At 25.4% G+C, this 20,734-nt stretch carries 17 protein-coding genes, 1 tRNA gene and 1 rRNA gene; 17 read left to right on the forward strand and 2 right to left on the reverse strand.

Annotated features, from left to right (window positions below; genetic code table 11):
* Nucleotide 1: 1 nt before the first annotated feature.
* Both rrf and FD727_RS00835 read left to right on the forward strand, forming a co-directional pair.
* Nucleotides 2–117, forward strand: a 5S ribosomal RNA gene (gene rrf / locus FD727_RS00830).
* A gap of 1,011 nt (nt 118–1,128) precedes the next feature.
* Complete coding sequence (locus tag FD727_RS00835; protein ID WP_159938393.1) at nt 1,129–1,776, forward strand: methyltransferase domain-containing protein; 648 nt, start codon at nt 1,129–1,131, stop codon at nt 1,774–1,776.
* Between the two features lie 32 nt (nt 1,777–1,808).
* On the opposite strand, the gene rnhA is transcribed toward FD727_RS00835, so the two are convergent.
* Complete coding sequence (rnhA, locus tag FD727_RS00840) at nt 1,809–2,276, reverse strand: ribonuclease HI (protein ID WP_159938282.1); 468 nt, start codon at nt 2,274–2,276, stop codon at nt 1,809–1,811.
* A gap of 62 nt (nt 2,277–2,338) precedes the next feature.
* On the opposite strand from rnhA, the gene dnaQ reads away from it, so the two are divergent.
* On the forward strand, nt 2,339–3,070 hold the full coding sequence (dnaQ, locus tag FD727_RS00845; RefSeq protein WP_370515952.1) for a DNA polymerase III subunit epsilon: 732 nt from the start codon (nt 2,339–2,341) through the stop codon (nt 3,068–3,070).
* Between the two features lie 113 nt (nt 3,071–3,183).
* Nucleotides 3,184–3,257, forward strand: a tRNA-Asp gene (locus tag FD727_RS00850).
* Nucleotides 3,258–3,261: 4 nt separating this feature from the next.
* Here FD727_RS00850 and FD727_RS00855 read toward each other — a convergent pair.
* Nucleotides 3,262–4,704 (reverse strand): NCS1 family nucleobase:cation symporter-1, encoded by a 1,443-nt coding sequence (locus FD727_RS00855; RefSeq protein ID WP_159938283.1) that lies wholly within the window; start codon nt 4,702–4,704, stop codon nt 3,262–3,264.
* Nucleotides 4,705–5,861: 1,157 nt separating this feature from the next.
* On the opposite strand from FD727_RS00855, the gene FD727_RS00860 reads away from it, so the two are divergent.
* The 13 genes from FD727_RS00860 to yajC all read left to right on the forward strand — a co-directional run bounded on the left by FD727_RS00860 (nt 5,862) and on the right by yajC (nt 20,729).
* Nucleotides 5,862–6,050, forward strand: a complete 189-nt coding sequence (locus tag FD727_RS00860; protein ID WP_159938284.1) for a hypothetical protein — start codon at nt 5,862–5,864, stop codon at nt 6,048–6,050.
* Nucleotides 6,051–8,224: 2,174 nt separating this feature from the next.
* Nucleotides 8,225–8,395, forward strand: a complete 171-nt coding sequence (locus FD727_RS00865; protein WP_159938285.1) for a hypothetical protein — start codon at nt 8,225–8,227, stop codon at nt 8,393–8,395.
* A 542-nt stretch (nt 8,396–8,937) separates the two neighbouring features.
* Nucleotides 8,938–9,108 carry a hypothetical protein gene (locus FD727_RS00870; protein WP_159938286.1) on the forward strand — a complete coding sequence of 57 codons (171 nt, stop codon included), beginning with the start codon at nt 8,938–8,940 and terminating at the stop codon, nt 9,106–9,108.
* Nucleotides 9,109–9,971: 863 nt separating this feature from the next.
* Nucleotides 9,972–10,145 carry a hypothetical protein gene (locus FD727_RS00875; RefSeq protein ID WP_159938287.1) on the forward strand — a complete coding sequence of 58 codons (174 nt, stop codon included), beginning with the start codon at nt 9,972–9,974 and terminating at the stop codon, nt 10,143–10,145.
* A gap of 616 nt (nt 10,146–10,761) precedes the next feature.
* On the forward strand, nt 10,762–11,340 hold the full coding sequence (gene lpcA, locus FD727_RS00880) for a D-sedoheptulose 7-phosphate isomerase (protein ID WP_159938288.1): 579 nt from the start codon (nt 10,762–10,764) through the stop codon (nt 11,338–11,340).
* Nucleotides 11,341–11,739: 399 nt separating this feature from the next.
* On the forward strand, nt 11,740–12,198 hold the full coding sequence (gene gpt / locus FD727_RS00885; RefSeq protein WP_159938289.1) for a xanthine phosphoribosyltransferase: 459 nt from the start codon (nt 11,740–11,742) through the stop codon (nt 12,196–12,198).
* Nucleotides 12,199–12,590: 392 nt separating this feature from the next.
* Nucleotides 12,591–12,980 carry a sigma factor-binding protein Crl gene (gene crl, locus FD727_RS00890; protein ID WP_159938290.1) on the forward strand — a complete coding sequence of 130 codons (390 nt, stop codon included), beginning with the start codon at nt 12,591–12,593 and terminating at the stop codon, nt 12,978–12,980.
* Nucleotides 12,981–13,563: 583 nt separating this feature from the next.
* Nucleotides 13,564–14,808, forward strand: a complete 1,245-nt coding sequence (locus FD727_RS00895; protein WP_370515956.1) for an aromatic amino acid transport family protein — start codon at nt 13,564–13,566, stop codon at nt 14,806–14,808.
* A gap of 875 nt (nt 14,809–15,683) precedes the next feature.
* Nucleotides 15,684–15,872 (forward strand): YaiA family protein, encoded by a 189-nt coding sequence (locus FD727_RS00900; RefSeq protein WP_159938292.1) that lies wholly within the window; start codon nt 15,684–15,686, stop codon nt 15,870–15,872.
* Nucleotides 15,873–16,592: 720 nt separating this feature from the next.
* Entirely contained in the window at nt 16,593–17,888 is a 1,296-nt protein-coding gene (gene brnQ / locus FD727_RS00905) for a branched-chain amino acid transport system II carrier protein (protein WP_159938293.1), read from the forward strand.
* A 244-nt stretch (nt 17,889–18,132) separates the two neighbouring features.
* Nucleotides 18,133–19,206 carry a tRNA preQ1(34) S-adenosylmethionine ribosyltransferase-isomerase QueA gene (gene queA, locus FD727_RS00910; RefSeq protein ID WP_159938294.1) on the forward strand — a complete coding sequence of 358 codons (1,074 nt, stop codon included), beginning with the start codon at nt 18,133–18,135 and terminating at the stop codon, nt 19,204–19,206.
* Nucleotides 19,207–19,244: 38 nt separating this feature from the next.
* Nucleotides 19,245–20,360 (forward strand): tRNA guanosine(34) transglycosylase Tgt, encoded by a 1,116-nt coding sequence (gene tgt, locus FD727_RS00915; RefSeq protein ID WP_159938295.1) that lies wholly within the window; start codon nt 19,245–19,247, stop codon nt 20,358–20,360.
* Nucleotides 20,361–20,393: 33 nt separating this feature from the next.
* Entirely contained in the window at nt 20,394–20,729 is a 336-nt protein-coding gene (gene yajC, locus FD727_RS00920; protein WP_159938296.1) for a preprotein translocase subunit YajC, read from the forward strand.
* The last annotated feature ends 5 nt before the right edge of the window (nt 20,730–20,734 follow it).

A 20,734-nucleotide genomic window follows, 5' to 3' on the forward strand; every position in this document is an offset into this window, starting at 1 on the left:
GCCTGGTAGCATTAGCGCAGTAGAACCACCTGAAACCATTCCGAACTCAGAAGTGAAATGCTGTAGCGCCGATGGTAGTGTGGGGTTTCCCCATGTGAGAGTAGGGAACTGCCAGGCATTAATTAATCATTCTATGTTTTATATATTTATATACATATACTGTATATTTATAATGTGTTATGTACATTACTTTGCTTAGAGCAAATATTTAATTTTTAGAAGATTATAAAATTAAATAATAGCAATTCAAACCAAATAATCGAATACTAAATTTTTTAGAACGATTAATATCTACGTTAATTGAGTGATTATGATTTATAATCATTGTTTTTATTTATATTTTGTTTTTATCAACTAATCTAATTATATATAGGTTAAGATTAAGAATAAATATTGTTCTTAATATTTTCTAAGATACTAGATTATATCTAATATATATAACAGTTTTCATATTAGTTTTAAATTAATTCAAGATAGATAAGAATAATCTCAATTCTATTAAATTTTTATTTTTTATATTTGATAATTTAGCATATATATTATGTAATATACTACATAATTAATTTTATCTGTAAGTAAATTAATCATCTATAAGTAAAATCTTAATTTATCAAAAATAAAATTCAAAATACTAATATATATTAAAAATATTTTTATAGTATCATTATAATATCAGTAACATTTAAATACTTTTAAAGTAAGCAAAAGATTTTTATGCATATTGTAATAATGTGTTAAATGTTTTCATTTATTAAAGTTTTGTTATTAATATAACAATTTACTAGATTGTGTAAAAAAGTAATAATTATAGTCAATGTATAAAAACAATATAATATCCTAAAAATTAAATATTATTAGTAAATAGCTACTAAATTACTATAAAAGACGATATTGAAAATAAATTTTTAGTATAGAATTGTTGTTCTATATAATTTAACTTTTATAATATTAATATGTTATAAAAGTTATATCTTTAAAAGATGAAGATTTCATAGAAGTGTGCTATACATAATAGCATATCAAAAATATAAAAAATACCCATATTATATGGATTATACTTAATTTCAATAATAATGAAAAGTGAAATGGCCGATTAAGAAATTAAACAAAATACATCACGCCTCTGTTATGCCGCAATCTTGGCAAGATATGTTATGGGGCAACTATTTTTGTGATGAACTTACAAAGCAGTTACAACCTTATTTGGGAAAGTTGTACGGTTTTCATATGCTTAAGATTGGTAATCTTAGTGCAGAAATTAATACTCGTCATTGTTCTATATCACATCAGGTAAGTGTGGGTAATAAAGGAGATAAACTACAAGTCATTGCTAATGAAGATCAGCTACCTTTCGAGTCTAAATCAATTGATGTATGTTTATTAGCACATACATTAGTATGGAGTGAAGATCCGCATAGTGTCTTACGTGAAGTAGATCGCGTGTTAATTGATGATGGTTGGATTATTATAAGTGGTTTTAATCCATTTAGCTTGCTAGGAATCAGCAAAGTTATTATAGGATTACATCGTCGTGCTCCCTGGAGTGGACATATGTTTAGTCAAATTCGGTTATTAGATTGGCTTAATTTGCTAAATTATGAAGTAATATATCGTACATGTTGTCGAATTATACCTTGGTATCGTCAAGAAATAAAAATTATAAATTTTTCAATGCTTGGATGTATCAATGTTGTTATAGCAAGAAAACGTACTTTACCATTACATTCAAGTAAGATGAAAAGTTTTGTAGTTAACAAAATATATGTTCGATCGTAAAATTATATAATTTACTTACCATGTTAAAAGATCTAAGATATAAGTGTATACCCAATATCATCTAGCAACGGATAGCTTGCAGCATTATATGCTAAATGATCACAACGTTCATTTTCTAAATGGCCATTATGGCCTTTGACCCATTCCCAAGTAATTTGATGAATAAAAACTAATGAATCAAGCCGCTGCCAAAGATCTATATTTTTTACTGATTTATTATTAGTTGTTTTCCATCCATAGTTTTTCCAATTATGAATCCAATTTGTAATACCCTGACGTACATATCGGCTATCACTATATACGACTACTTTAGATGGACTTATTAAGTATTCTAGTGCTACAATGATTGCCATTAATTCCATACGATTATTTGTAGTGAAGAAGTAACCAGCAGTAAGTATTTCTTCATGTTTTTGAGAATGTAAAATGGCACTATATCCTCCGGGTCCGGGATTGCCTATGCATGATCCATCAGTAAATATTTTTACTTGTTTATACATTTTTAACACTCACTTTATAATTATCAATATAACTTTTATATTAAATAAATTGTATTAGTACTATGCACAATAATGATCGTCAAATTATTCTTGATACTGAAACGACTGGTATGAATATGAGCGGTGTCTCTTATGAAGGACATCGCATTATTGAAATTGGTGCAGTTGAAATAATTAATCGGTATTTTACTGGTAAAAATTTTCATGTTTATCTTAATCCTGACCGTTTAGTAGATACAAATGCTTTTAAAGTACATGGTATTTCCGATAAATTTCTTGCTGATAAACCACACTTTGCTGATATTGCAGATGATTTTTTTCAATATATTCAAGGCGCAGAATTAGTGATTCACAATGCATCATTTGATATAAGTTTTATTAATCAAGAATTTAAAATGATTAACCATCCTATTATTAAAGTTGAAAATTGTTGTCAAATCACTGATAGTTTAGCATTAGCACGTAAAATGTTTATTGGTAAACGTAATAGTCTTGATGCCTTATGCAAACGTTTTAAAATTGATAATAAACGTATACTACATGGAGCATTGTTAGATGCAGAGCTTCTTGCTAAAGTATATTTAGCTATGACCGGCGGTCAAACTATGCTAGCATTGACAACAGAAAATGATAAAATTAAAAGTGATACTGATAAACACATACATTATTCTATTACAAAGTCTATATCTAGATTACGTGTTATCAGTGCTAATTATGAAGAAATAATAGCACATGAAAATTATCTTAATTTAATAGAGAAAAAAGAAGGTAAATGTTTATGGCGCATACCCTAAAAAATAAAAAGTAAATTACTTATATTATAATACATACCTTTTTTATAAAAGATCTTGACGTTTAATAAAATTATCGTTAGCATGTTGGCCATTGTTAGCATTAAATTGATAATGGAGCGGTAGTTCAGTTGGTTAGAATACCTGCCTGTCACGCAGGGGGTCGCGGGTTCAAGTCCCGTCCGTTCCGTTGCTTAATTTTTCTTTACTAAATAATAGTAAGTTCCTATACTAAAAATTACACCAATAAACCAATTGAAATTCATTATTAGATTTAATCTTGGAATGCAGACTATGATTAGACAAATTCCTGATGACACTATTAATGCAATAATTGCTTTTGGATTAAAACCGTTTTTATACCAATAAATCCCTTTTGGTTTTGCATTAAATAAATCTTTAATGAATACCTTATTATGTTTAATTAAATAAAAATCAGCAATTAATATACCAAAAAGTGGACCAATAAAAGAAGTTAGCAAATTAAGCGTAAAATGAATTAATGTAGGTGATTGAAATAAATTCCATGGTGTTAACAACACTGAACCTATGGCTGTAATCATAGCACCAGTTCGAAAACTAATTTTTCGAGGTGCACAAGTAGAAAAATCAAATGCTGAGGTAATCAAATTACCTGCTATATTGACAGTTATCGTTGCTGTAATGACAATAAACATTCCAATTGCTACCACAAAATCATTACCTACCATACTAAATATCTCAATTGGATTAATAATCATTCTTCCAAATAATAATTTTGTACTATAAATCATAGTACTTATCACTATAGAAAATAATAATAAATTAATAGGTAACCCCAAAAAATTACCGTAACGAACTTCCTTCATATTTTTTACATAACATGAAAAATTACCAAAATTAAGAATTTGACCAGAAAAATATGATACAACTAATGCTATTACGGTGATCATTTGCCATATTTGTGCTCTAGGACTTAGATTTGTACTAATAGAATTATATTGAATTTTATTAAAACCAATTTTATAGATCATCCAAGTTGCTGTTAGGATCATAATAATATAGACTGCTGGTCCTGATATATCCAAAAAACGCTTAACAATATCCACACCTTGCCAAAATATTATTATTTGTAAAAACCACATAATACTAAAACAACACCAACCAAGACAAGATAAACCTAACCAATTAATTTGTGATATGGAATCTAAGTGAGGGAATAATCTTAATAAAATAATCATTAATGCATTTGCTGCTAGATAAGTTTGAATACCATACCAAATAAAAGCAATTATTCCATGAATTATTACTGGAATATTTGCACCGAAGACACCAAAAGCTTGACGTGAAATTACGGCATACGATAAGCCAGATATTTGACTAGGTTTAGCAATTAAGTTAACAGATAACTGAACGATAATAATACCAATTATCAAACATAATAATATTTGCCAATTTTTAAGGCCAAGGTTAAAAAAACTAGATGTTACTATATACCAGCTTATACTATGTACGTTAGATATCCAAAAAGAAACAATGTTGTACCATGACCAATTTTGGTTATATATTGGCGCAAGATTTTTATTATATAAAAGAGGACTATAAGATTTAAGATTATTACAATTATTTGTAATAGAAATTTTATTATGATTATCCATAAAAACCTGTTCTTATATTAATTAATATAAGAAAATTCATATAGTAAAATACTAATGCAAGATGTAAAAATTTATTTAAATTAATAAACTAATTATAACAAAAATATTTTTTAAAAGAAATATAATAATAATTATCAAAATAACAAGATATAGATCAATTCAAATAAAAGATATTATAATTAAGCTCATTAAATTGTAAATACTGTACTAATATGCATTAAACTATTAAATTAATTATAAATTTTATTTTTAATTTTGTAGTACTATGAAACTATACATGTATTAATAATTAATTCTAATAAATTTAAATTCATGTATATTTTCTTTTCGAATAAATAATCTTTATTATTTATATCAGTAAATAAGTAGTAATTTCATAGAATGAATTAGCTTATAAAATAAAGAGTTATGTATAAAACATAAAAATTATAATTGCTATAATTATGTTTCGATAAAAATTTGTGCTCTAAATAATTAAGATTTAATTATTGATTATAATCATAAATATAACTAATAAATTTAATATATAATAATTTTATCAAAATAATTATTTATAGTTTTTCTAATTTTTATTTTTTTTAAATTAATATTTAGATATTTAGGATTAATTTGTTATATTAATATTTCTCTATAATATATAATTATTATATAATCATATATTATAGCAATCTAAAAAAATTTTTTTAAAAATTTTATAATATTTAACTCAAATTATGCTAAGTTAAAATTAACTAAGATTGATGTGATTTAATAATTTTAATATAAATTACTACTAATACATATAATAAAACTTATCTATCCAATCATTTTAATCACTACTCTTTTAAACTGAATTATTTATAATTATTATGTATATGTTAAAAATCTAAATAATTACAGTATTTTATCTTAAAATAGTCAGAATATCATTAAAGAGATAATTTTAAGTTCTGTATTCAATACATATACAAATACATTTTAATCTATATAAATATTATCCTTTTAATCTAATTACTTATACAAAAGAACCTTCGTATCCCCATTGGCCAAATAATGCTCCAAATAGCAGTACAATTTAATTCTTAATGATGAGAAAGGTGCTGAAAAGCATATACTATTACATTGCAATACCGGATCTGAATTATTTTTATCTGATAGTATTGGTGCAATTAACTATTATGAACGTCATATGCCAATGGATTCTCTGTATAAATATGCTTCATGTGCAGGTTTTTGGTATATTTATAGAAAGGTTAAAATGCAGTATACCCTTAACTATATTTGGAGTAGTTATGAATTTAGTACGTAATCTAATAGTTGTTGAAACTATAAAATTAGCTAATTATGATTTAGCAAACCATAAATGACTTTGAATAACAACTGAATTTTAGGTTATTAATCAAGCTGTAGATATTTTAATTGGTTTATTTATTAAAGCACCCACTAATGGTACTGGATGTAATAGTTCAAATATGCGCCATTTAATTGTAGGACAAGGTATGAATTGATTTATTACGCTAATTACTATGGTGATAATTTAACATTTTGGATGCAAGCACATTATCAAGATAATTGCTTAAAATCTTTTAATTATTTCATGCTCTCTTAAATGTAATAATAAGCGATTTCTAATACTATAAGAATTTAATACTACAGAGCAATTTTTTACTTATTTATGTAATAAATTGAATATTCTATATAAATGAAATAGGGAACAAAACTAAAAATGATCTGATTTGGTATGCATTGTAAACTATTAGTTACTTGAAAGATTTCATATTCTACAATATTTTCTAGATTATCTTCAGAGTCATGATAGGGTGTAGAAATACACATATCAGTAAATAGCTAATCATTAGGAAATACATTTCCCAATTTTTAGCAAAAAATAATCAAACGTGATAATTGTTTAAATAAGATTAAATTTTTATATATAATTATATTAATATTATTAAATAATCGCTCATAAAAACTATTTCAATCACATATAATTAATTTATTGAGATATTTATTTAATAACTGTTAAATTAGCATGTAGCCATATTATAATGGCTCCTTCTAAAGTCTAAGAAGGTTGTAATATTATATAATCTTTAAATATTGCAGAAATCCATTGCATTATAATTAGTAAAGCACTTGATGTAGTTAATAATATTACGTATACTAGCGATACGGAAAAAAATAGATTGAATTAATGTGCCCATATTGGAATCAATATGTAAATTTTCTACATTAATCTGAATCATTTATTGATATATATCATTAGAATAACAATGTATAGCTGCCTAAGGCTATAGGCCTGTCACACATGTTAAATATTGGTAAATTTTGCTAAAAAACGACGAAATCGTTGAGCTTTTATATACTAACCTACACAGGTAACAACATTACACTTGCTATCAAACATTCTCTTGTATGAGGATCATATCGCTCTAGTATCATATTTAGTACTGTTGAGTAATGATTGGATTCCTACTTTCTATTGTAGCTATAATAAAAGATGATGAACGTGCTAATTGAACAATTAAGTGACGTTATTTCTTCATTAGCATTTAGAGCTTCTGTAACTATTTTTGCTGACAGACGTACATCATCTGTTCACTGATTAGAAAAAAATATCTAACAAAGTATTACGTATCTTTTGATTTGTACAAATAATTTATTTTTAGTTAGCACAACGATCCTTAGTCTGAAAAGCATTTTCTATATCCATTTCTTAAATAGTATCTTATATTTGTATAAGCTCCTCTATTGAGCTAACAAATATACCAAATATGATCAATACTTATTACAAATGAATGAGCATTATTATGTGATATGAGACCACATGTTGGTTTTAAGGCAAAAATTCCACAAAATGAAGCGAGTGCTTTAACGATAGAGCAGCGATGATTATCTGTACCTACAGAAGATATATTATTTTAGTAACTATCGTTACTACTAATTCCTTATACGAACTTCCAGCAATTTATATAAGAAAGATCACGTGAATTGTGGATTATCCAATAACGTGTATTTTAGTATTAAACCTATAAGCATATATATCCATATTTAACATGCTCGTCAGCAATCAGCCCGATTTACAAAAATCTATTTATTAATTAAGCATTTCGATATTGTTTTCAATAATCAATAAATAAGTGTGCACCAGATAAAGCAACTCATCAACAAAATTAAAAAACTTTTTGCTGCATAAGAAATACCTGCTAATGATAGTAATATAATACCTTATTGTATCTTTGGATCTATTTTGTTTACGCCAGACAAAATTCGATGAATAGTTATTTCAGTCAAAGCATTAATTATTGAATTATAGTGTTTGATAAATAATAAATTATCCTAGGCAAGTTGATTTACACATATTTAATGTATTAAAAATAAATGATTTATTTTTTGTATAGATAAACTAGCAAAATTCATTGTATGAAATACTCCTAATAATTTAATTATTTCATTTATTAAAGAACTAGTTACATTAACGATATAATTTAAATGTATTAATAAATTATCAGGATGAATATCTTGTAATTATAAAAATCAATTGAAACAATTAATTAATGGTACATCGCACGTAAGAATTGAAGCTATTTTACATTATCTATTATTTGTAGATTATAATATATTAGTGTTAGTATTTGCTTATCTTGATTATTTATTATGCCAAATGGCTCGACTTTGTCGTACAAATATGCATTCAATTGAAGTACAATAGGAAGATATTTTATTCCAGAGTAAATTGAAAATGTTATTAAACAAATTGAATCTCATATTTTACTTACAGTATATGGTAATACCTTAATTACTATGTTACAGCCTTTAATGGAATTAGATGTAATTTATAAAAAATATGAAATATTATTTCATGCTGATACTATAGCAATCATTAGTGGTAATACGTTTAAAACCGATGATTAGGGATTAGATGCATTTTCAACCGTGATATACACAACAACTTCTTGGAGGTCCTTCAGTAACATCACCTTTATTTCACAAATAGAATTATTCATCTGTGAAAGGAAATGTGTGAAAAAAAGAACGCGCAGTGTCATACGTCAAAATGATGTAAAAGAAAAAATTTATTCTAATTATTTCAATCTTTATATGTTCATGAACTAATAGGGTATAGAGCTTTTTGATGATCATCTGAAACTACTGCTGCTTTATTCTGAATACATGAATTTGCACGTATTCTAATAAAGGAAGAAGCTTTAGAAAAATATAGCATATGCTAAATTACATGGTGGTGAAGCACTTATGAAAGGTATTAAACAGATAGATTTTAATATTCTTGGTAATTTACAATATAAAACGAATAATATTCTTGGTGTAATAATCCCTAAAAAGATTTATAGAGAAAAATTATCTAAACTAATGTTAGTAGAAGATTTTAGTATTGAAATTAGTACTTATTTTGGGCTACTATAGAGCAAAATATGTCGTATTGAACTATGGTTGGTATAATGCTTGTAAATATTTTATTTTACAAACACTTTAACAATATTAGAAGTAATACTTAATGATGAAGATTATAACATGGAGCTACTCTACAAGCATCTTGGAATGATTATTATAATAATAATAAATATATAATAATTGCTTGATAAGTAATAGTGAAGAATATATAACAGCTAATTGTGTTATGTTATAGATCATTGTAATATATTATCTAAAATTAGCGAAAATGTAGATAATTTTATATTTTTTATTTATGACAAAAACAATTATACACTAACGCATATATTATTAAATGGATGAAAATATTAAATATAATTGTTTAGCAGCATGCTATTGGAAATATTTGTGGATATTACTAATCTACAGTTCCTAACTTACCACCATTACTACTTGTTCACATTTAAATAGTGTACGTAACGTTAGATGCTGTGATGGTATACTAGGTGTTTCACGTGCTATTAAAATTGTTCAATGATTATATGACATTAATCATCATTTATACTATAGCAATTGAAATTATTGATATTGCTGATTAAAAGAAAACACGTTTTGGTATTACGTTACTTGATAATTATAATATTATAGGAACTTGTTTAGAAAATTAAATTATATATGTTGATATCAACGTTATCAGTATAGTCCAAGCAATTAAGTTAGTCGATTTAGACGTTACGATAATTAATCAAGAAATACGAAATGTTAATAAAATTATTACATATTTAGACTTACCCAGTAAGCAAGAACCATGTTCAGAGCAAAAATATTTAACTCTTAAGGTTATATCGACAATTAATTTTGCACTAGGTATCTTTCAATGTAGTTTTATTATTGGTATGTTAGATCATGGTGATATAGTAGCAATGACTTATCTCTATGATGCATTCGTAGTAGCATTAGAATGCGTAGTATTAATCGAACAAATTATAAATGAAGCAAATTCCCAAATAGTAGCAACAGTAGTTAAAATTAATCGGTCACCTAGATCATCAAATATAATGCCGAAATAGGTATATTTAACAGTTGATGTAGGTGGATCTCCGGATAAAGGATTAGATCAATTAATTTCAAAACTTTTAATTTAAACATAAAATATTATTTGGCATCGTGAATTAAAATTTCATGCTAATGAATATAATCTCATTGCTACTACTAAATGTGATGTACATTTGCAAAATGCTTTACATCAAATAATTAAAATTATATAGGAAATACTATATATTTATCAAGAAATGGTGGAGAAGATTATGATGCTATAGCTATTAATCATTGTTGACCGGTTAGAATGTTATTTGTACTTAACTATAAATGAAGTAGTCATAGTTTTGCTCCAGAGTTAGTACAAATTAAGAATGTAGTCATTGCTATCCAAGCTTATTTACAAACTATATATAAGATAAAATCTTCTATTTTATAGATTTAAAATAAAATAATTTATTATTTTATCAAGATGTACATAATATATATTATTTAATAAATATTAAAAATAAATTTTATATTTAAATAAACTTTTTGAATTAGAATTTCTTAATAGTTAAACTAACAATACATTTATTAGTTGATATATTACTCTATAATAATCTTAATTTTGTTAGTTATTAATTCTTTTAATAAAGAACATCTCTAATGTATAGAAATATTATTCGTTATGAATTTAAAGAGGCAGTAAATTTACTTAATACGTTTTTAGGTAATAAAAAAAATATTAATATAATAGAGTCTGCAGCAATAATGCTAGCAAATGCTTTTAAAGCAGGTGGAAAAGTATTTTCTTGCGGAAATGGTGGATCACATTGTGATGCTATGCACTTTGCTGAAGAATTAACGGGTAGATATCGAGAGAATAGACCTGCTTATCCTGCTATTGCCATATCCGATGTTAGTCATATTTCCTGTGTTGGTAATGACTTTGGTTATGATTATATTTTTTCTCGTTATATTGAAGCAATGGGAAATAAAAATGATATTTTATTTAATCTATCAACTTCAGGAAGTTCTATTAATATCATTCAAGCTATTAAAGCAGCACGTATAAAAGGTATGAAAATAATTAGTTTAACTGGAAGAGATGGAGGTAGAATATCTAAAGATACAGATATAGAAATTCGTGTATCGCATTTTGGTTATTCTGATCGTATTCAAGAAATTCATATTAAAATTATTCATATTTTAATTTTATTAATAGAAAAAGAAATGTCTACATAAATTTTATTTATTATCAAAATTTATATATTGATACACATAACAGATTAAAAATCTTAAGAAATTTATTTTTAAATCTAATACTTGATAAGTTCTATATATATAAATTATATTTAATTACTAATTAAACTTTTATGAAAAGATTTAATATTTAACTAAAATTATTTTTATAGTTTAATATTAATTAATGTATGATTTATCATAATGTTTATATACTTTAGTTGAAAACATCCAATTATTATATCCATATTTATCTTATGTTGATTTACCTAAATATTCAATATTACCTTTAATTTTATTAAATTACTAATGATGAAGGTACTACATTTAATTTCTTATTTGCTCAACATTCCATGTATTTTCTATTCTTAAAGTATTAGATATCAACTGAGATTTTTAGTTATGAGCGAAAATTATATTGTTACATGGGGTATGTTGCAAATTTATACCCGTAAACTTGCTCAACGCTTACTTCCTATAGAACAATGGCAAGGAATAATAGCAGTAAGTAGAGGTGGATTAATTCCAGCATCATTATTGGCACGTGAACTGAATATTCGATATGTTGATACTGTATGTATTTCTAGTTATGAACATGATCGTCAGTATGAATTAAAAATATTAAAACATCCAAATGGCGATGGCTCTGGGTTTTTGATCATTGATGATTTGGTTGATACTGGTAATACTGCACGTGTAATTCGAAGATTATATCCTAAAGCTTATTTTTGCACTATTTTTGCTAAACCTGCAGGTCGTGAATTAGTAGATGAGTATATTGTTGATGTTTTACAACATACATGGATAGAACATCCTTGGGATATGGGATTAGTATATATCCCTCCAATTGCTAAAAATTAATCTATATTGTTTAAAACAAATATATGTATTAGTTAGAATCATAAATATAATATGAATAAATTATATCTTATTATAATTAGACTTATGAAAACTATTTTAATATATACTAATTTTCAATGTATTACTATTAATTGTGTAAATATAAAAAATCCAAATGATTTGTTGATACAGTAAGCATATATTATTGGAGTCCATTTAGTACAAAAATTATTAATATATAATAACCTAATGTATTCTAAATTAATACTCATTAAATTTAATTATCAAATATACCTAACTAGCTAAAAATATTTTTTTTTGCTAAAGTTAGCTTTTAATTCATTTAAAGTCTAAACAAAATTTTAATAAAAACAAAATAAGTATTTAATACGTAATTAAGGAGAAAGATTAGCATGTCATTGCCTAGTAACTATTCACGTAGTCGTTTACTTAAACATTTTACAGAACTAGGACCGTATATTCGTGAAGGTAAATGTAATGGTAATATTTTTTTTTTCGATTGCTTAGCAATATGTGTTAATGTAAAACCTGCTCCAGAAAATCGTGAATTTTGGGGATGGTGGATGCAATTGGAGGCACAACAAGATCATTTTAGTTATGAATATTACTTTGGTTTATTTGATAAAAATGGTGACTGGAGTATTGCTTTGATTAATGACAAAGATAATAATGAAAAGATAGGATACACATTACGTAAATTTTACGAAAAATTAAAAAATACATTGCAAGAATTAAAAATAGATCTTAAACCAGCTTCTGGCTTTATAGATAAATATATATAACTTCACTTAATAGTAATTAAAAGTCTTATAATTTAATTATACCAATTATATAATATTCATTATTGATATAATTATATTTGTTAAATCATATTGATATTTAACTAAATCTTCTTTATAAGATACATAAAATGATATTTTTAGCATAAACGGAAAATATTTACGAAATTTAAGTAGAATCATATTCTAGAAACACCATTACATGGTTTTGTTGAGCTTTTCTCAATAAAATTAAAAATATTTTATTAAATGATATAATTTAATAAAACTAATCATTTTGCTTTATTTTATTATATATATATTTATATATTAGTAGTATTTTATCACTTATATAGATCTAAAGTATAATATATTCTATTGATTATATTAATAATTTTATATTTAAAGATTTAAATATGTAATATACATTTCTATATTAATAGAATTTCATTCTATTTTAAAATAATTCAAGCTAGAAATACAAAATATGCTGTCCATTTAATCCATAGCATTATATGTATGATAATACCATTAAAATTAGTGTTAAAAATTGGGAAGACAGATGAATAATTCACAAATTAACTCTATCGAAACCATTAAAAATAACATGAAAAATTTATATATAAGCGATATTCTTTGGATGTTAAGTCTATATGGAACAGCAATTGGAGCTGGGGTATTATTTTTACCGATTAATGCTGGAATGGGTGGGATCATACCATTAATTATTATGGCTATTCTTGCATTTCCAATGACATTTTATGCACATCAAGCTCTGACACGTTTTGTTCTCTCCAGTAAAAATAGCGTAGGAAATATTACCGAGGTAATAGAAGAACATTTTGGCATATTAGCTGGAAAAATATTCACATTTCTATATTTTTTTGCTATATATCCAATTTTACTGATGTATGGCGTTGCTATTACTAATACCGTTGATAGCTTCATTGTACATCAATTAGGATTAGTATCACCACCACGTATATTATTATCATTGGTATTAGTTATTCTTATGACCATACTAGTACGTTTAGGTGAAAAAATAATCATTACAATCATGAGTATATTAGTATTACCTTTTGTTATAATATTATTGCTTATTGCTTCTTATATTATGCCATACTGGCATAATATAAGTTTTAAAATGCTTTCATTACATCCTAATAATATAGAAGATAATAATAGTATTTTAATGACACTATGGTTAATAATTCCAGTAACCATATTTTCATTTAATCATTCACCCATTATATCTTCTTTTGCAGTTGCTAAACGAAAAGAATATGGTTTTTATGCAGATAAAAAATGTTCTCATATTTTAATTATGGCTCATTTAATGATGGTTATTACCGTAATGTTTTTTGTTTTCAGTTGCGTATTTAGTCTTTCTACAGTTGATTTAAAATTAGCTAAAGTGCAAAATATTACAATACTTTCTTATTTAGCAAATCATTTCAATATACCTATAATTACATGGTTTGGACCCATTATTGCGATCATAGCAATTACTAAATCATTCCTTGGACATTATCTTGGTGCACATGAAGGTTTCAACAGTTTATTAATTAAATTTTTAAGTAGCCAAGGAAAAATCATTCCATCAAACAAACTTAACCGTATAACTACGTTATTTATATTAATAACAACTTGGATAGTATCTACCATTAATCCTAGTATTTTAGGTATGATTGAAACCCTTGGTGGACCTATTATTGCAATAATATTATTTTTATTGCCAATGTATGCAATACAAAAAGTTCCAGAAATGTACAAATATCAAGGTAAGTTAAGTAACTTATTTATAATCATAATAGGATTATTAGCAATTCTTCAATTTTTTATTCATTTATGAAATAAATAAATATAAAATTGAAGAATTAAGTAATTAATTAGATATATATATAAATATATTGTTTATGTAGTTTATTATATTATAAATAATATTTAATATTAATGATAAATTGTGCTATAAATAAATATTATATTTGATTTTTATAGATATATATTTATATGTGTTGTCAAATAATTTTGTAGTATAAATATTTTCAGTAAACTTAATAACATTATAAATGTTATAATTAAAAGTGCATAATAATAATAATATAAAATCAATTAACATACATAACTAAATCCTTTGGTTTACGTCATTCTATAATATGAAATTACATATTAGTTCATTATTGATTTGCTTAATCAAGCATAGACAAGTAAACAATATTATATTAAAAATATTGTATAGTTAATTTAACTATATAATATATTATTTTATTTCTAAAATATATAAATATTAATCAGTTTTAAACATGATAAGGTAAAATTTACGTATTAACTTTATTAAAATCAATAATTTACATATTAATTTTAAATAAGTTATTGCATTTAAATTTTTCACCATGTCAATATTAAATATAAATACTATATATTTTATTAAAATATTTAGAATTATAATATAATTATATATGTGATTACTCAATATGATATGAATTTTTATAGACAATGGAAAATACTTATACATGTAAGTATTAATTATATAAAATAATTATAAAATTCAATTTTTATAGTTAAAGATTTTAAGAATTTTATATGCATATAAGTAGGTGAAATATTATCTATTTAGTTAAATATTTGATGTAATTTATAATTTAAAATCCTAAGTATTTTCATAGATATTTATAAACATTCTTATATATATTAACTTTGTAAGTTAAAATAATTGAGGATAATGTTATGCCAGATAGACCATATTATCCAAGAAAAGCTCGTATTATTGTGGTTAAAAAAGGAAATTCTAAAGATGGAGGAGGTATTATATCGTATGAATTACGTACTGATTATCCACATGTTGATAGCTTGATAAGTGAACATAAAACCCAAGATGAAGCACAAGATGCAAAACAACGTTATGAACGAATGTAAAAAATACAGAAAATTAATTTTGATAACATCAATTTAGAATAAATTAAAACTATATATTTATGTAATATTTGATGTCTAAAATAGATATATTCATAATAGTAAAAAAGATTTTAAAAAAAAATAATCTCATTGATAATTTTATGACATAATTATAATAAATATTTTTAATGAATTTATTTATTAAAAAATATAAAAAACATTTGATTGATATTACAAAATATATTAGGTATTTTATATGTTATTTATTTACTAAGTAGTTCTGATATAATATTTATTATGTCTATAATAATTAAAATTAATAGTAAATATTAATAGTTTGTCATTTGCAAATAATATTAATTATAAAATCTTGATTGTTAATTAATATTATAAATTAAAACTAATTTATTATTTAAATACTACGTTAAGATTATAATCTTAACGTATAGTCTAGTAATTTCATTCATAATTTGTATGCCTTTTAAAAAGGATATGATTAAAATCATAGATCAAGTTAATATAAGAATTTGCATGAAAATAATAAATTTAAATCATTAATAACTTATTATCGTTTTCAATATTTTGAATGTATTATAAGAAATAATTGTTTTAAAATTATACAAAAAATCAATTTTTAAAAACTTAATAATCATAATAATATTAAATATTATTAAGAAAATGTTGTGTTTTCTTGAGTTTGTGTTTTATTAATATAATTTAGCCATAGGCATTAAAAAATTTATGAAACATAGTTTAAATACAAAAGATATACTTGCCTTAGGATTTATGACGTTTGCCCTATTTGTAGGAGCTGGAAATATTATTTTTCCACCAATGGTAGGTATTCAATCTGGTGAACATGTTTGGATAGCTGCCTGTGGTTTTATGATTAGTGCAGTTGGTTTACCAATTATGACCATTATAGCTTTAGCACGTGTAGGGGGTAAAATTGGCACATTAAGTTCACCTATTGGTGAATTTGGTGGACTTCTATTAGCAGCTATTTGTTATCTAGCTGTAGGACCATTGTTTGCTACACCACGTACTGCTACTGTATCATTTGAAGCTGGTATATCACCATTAACAGGCAATTCTTCATTACCACTCTTTATCTATAGCTTAATTTATTTTTTTCTAGTTATGTTAGTGTCTATTTATCCAAAAAAATTATTAAGCAGCATAGGATATTTTTTAGCTCCAATCAAAGTTATTGCACTTAGCATCCTTGGTATTTCTACATTATTGCGCCCTACTACTAATTTTTTTTTGGCAATAGGTGAATACAAGCATGCAGCTTTTTCTAGTGGCTTTGTTAATGGTTATCTTACCATGGATACATTAGGTGCCTTAGTATTCGGAATTATTATTGTAAATGCAGCACGTTCTCGAGGAGTACAAGATATCGTACTTTTAACTCGTTACACTAAAATAGCTGGTATAATTGCAGGAATAGGTTTAACTTTAGTATATTTAAGTTTATTTAAACTTGGTTTTAGTAGTAGTACTTTTATTAATCAAAAAGCAAATGGTGCATTGATTCTACATGCTTATGTACAACATATATTCGGCAATATTGGAAGTTTTTTTTTAGCAGCTTTGTTATTTGTTGCTTGCATGGTTACTGCAGTAGGATTAACTTGTGCTTGTGCTGAATTTTTTGCTCAGTATTTAGGAATATCTTATAGAGCTTTAGTATTAATTCTTAGTTTCTTTTCTATGATAGTTTCAAATCTTGGTCTAAATCACTTAATTCAAATATCGGTTCCAGTACTAACAGCTATTTATCCTCCTTGTATTGTACTAGTAATGTTGAGTTTTACATTAAATTGGTGGAGAAGAAGTGCATGTATTATAATACCAACTATGATAGTTAGTTTAGTATTCGGTATGATAGATGTTATGAAAGTCATGGGATTTAAAAAAACATTATATTTACTAAGCAAATATATTCCATTGGTAAATCAAGGGCTTTCTTGGTTGATTCCATCATTCATAGTATTTATAATTGCTGCAATTGTAGATAATATAAGACGTTGATTTTTATCATGTTTTTAAAAGCATAATATTAATATTTGAAAAGTATTGAGTTATAGTAAATATATTGTTAAAAATAATTATTATATTTTTCTTAAATTAATTAATATTAATTAACGGTATGTTAAATGGTTTTGATAATAAATAAGTAAATTAAGCTCCTTTTAACTTAAATTACTTAAAATTAAGTATTGATTATTTATATATTATGGATACTATTTATTTTAAATTTCAAAGAACATGAAATATGCGTTTAACTGATTTTATCTATGATATACCAAAAAATCTAATTGCTAATTATCCAAAGAATGAACGAAGTAGTTGTCGTTTGTTATCAATGGATGGCAATACTGGAATAATAAAACATGGTGTATTTACTGATATATTAAACAAATTAGAGTCTGGTGATTTAATGGTATTTAATAATACCCGTGTAATTCCTGCTCGTATCTATGGTCGTAAACTAACTGGAGGAAAAATTGAGATATTAGTTGAACGTATTCTTAGTGATAAAAGTGTACTTGCACATATTCGTGTTTCTAAAGGTTTAAAACCAGGAATTTCCTTATTAATAGGAGATGATGAAAGTGTAAAAGCTACAATGGTAATGCAGTGGCATAATACACTTTTTGAAATTGTTTTTGAAGATACTCGTAAAGTAATAGATATTCTAAATGACATCGGACATATTCCATTGCCACCTTATATTAAACGATTAGATGAAGTAATGGATCGTGAACTTTATCAAACAGTTTATAGTACTCGAATTGGAGCTATAGCTGCACCTACTGCTGGTCTACACTTTGATAATATATTGCTAAATGCATTAAAAGCAAAAGGTATAGAAATGGCATTTATCACATTGCATGTTGGTGCTGCTACTTTTCAACCAGTACATGTTGAAATGATTGAAGATCATGTTATGCACAATGAATATACTGAAGTGCCCCAATCAGTGGTTGATGCAGTATTAGCCTGTAAATCACGCAATAATAAAGTAGTAGCTGTAGGCACTACATCAGTACGTTCACTAGAAACTGCAGCAATAGCTTGTAAAGATAGAGATAAACTACTTTCATCATACTTTGATAATACTCAACTTTTCATTTATCCTGGATATCAATATCAAGTAACTGATGCATTAATTACTAATTTTCATTTACCAAAATCAACGTTAATTATGTTAGTAGCAGCTTTTGCTGGTTATCATAATACAATGTATGCTTATCACAAAGCAGTAGCAAAACAGTATCGTTTCTTTAGTTATGGAGATGCAATGTATATTACTCGTAATCCAAAAGCAGCTAATGAAATATTTTAAATATAGTAATAATGTTTTAGAATTTGAAAGAGGTGAATGTGAAATTCAAACTACATAGTGTTGATGGATTAGCGCGTCGTGGTTCTTTATATTTTGAAAATGGCACTGTTGAAACTCCTGCATTTATTCCAGTAGGTACTTATGGTACGGTCAAAAGTATGACGACAGAAGAAATCAAAGATACCGGTACACAAATTATTCTTAGTAATGCTTTTCATTTATGGTTACGGCCTGGTGAAGAAATTATAAGAAAACATGGCAGTTTGCATAATTTTATACAATGGAAAGGCCCAATTCTTACAGATTCAGGAGGATTTCAAGTATTTAGTCTTAGTAAAATTTGTAAAATTACTAAAGATGGCGTGTATTTTCGAAATCCTAATAATGGTAATTTAATTTTTTTTGATGCCAAAAGATCTATGGATATACAATATTATCTAGGTTCTGAAATCGTTATGATTTTTGATCATTGTACATCATATCCAATTAATTGGGATGATTCAAAAAAATCAATGCAACTATCATTAGAATGGGCAAAATATAGCTATGATCATTTTCATTATCTAAATAATAAAAACGCTTTATTTGCTATTATTCAAGGTAGTATTTATGAAGACTTACGTGACACTTCAATTAACAGATTAATGGAAATAGAGTTTGATGGGTACGCTGTGGGTGGTTTAGCAGTGGGTGAAACAAAACAAGATATGCATCGTATTTTGGAACATGTGTGTCCACAACTTCCACATAATAAGCCGCGTTATCTAATGGGAGTAGGTAAACCAGAAGATTTGATTGAAAGTGTGCTACGTGGCATTGATATGTTTGATTGTGTCATGCCTACACGTAATGCACGTAATGGTTATCTTTTTGTCACAAATGGTATAATAAAAATTCGAAACAATAGATATAAAGATGATATGTCATCATTAGATATTGATTGTGATTGCTACACTTGCCTTCGTTATAGTCGCGCTTATTTACATCATCTAGATCGTTGCAATGAGATATTGGGGGCACGTTTAAATACTATTCATAATTTACGTTATTATCAACGTTTGATGCAAAATATTCGTAAAAATATTGAAGAAGGAAATTTAGAACATTTTGTAAATCAATTTTATCGTCAAATAAACAGATCCGTGCCATTGTAAAACAATTAACACTAAATAATAGGGAAGATATTAATGAATTTTTTCGTTTCTAATTCTTTAGCAGCTACATCAGGTACATCATCACAAGGAAATTCATATTCTTTAGCAATAATGTTAGTAATTTTTAGTTTACTTTTTTATTTTATAATTTTGCGGCCACAGCAAATTCGAACTAAAGAAAGAAAAAAATTAATGGATTCTATTTCTAAAGGAGATGAGATTTTAACTAATGGTGGTTTAATTGGACGTGTGATCAAAGTAATTGAAACAGGTTATCTTATTATTTCCTTAAATGAAACTACTGAGGTCATGATTAAAAGTGATTTTGTGAACACAATTTTACCGAAAGGTACAATAAAGGCTCTATAATTTTT

The organism is Pantoea sp. Mhis (assembly GCF_009830015.1).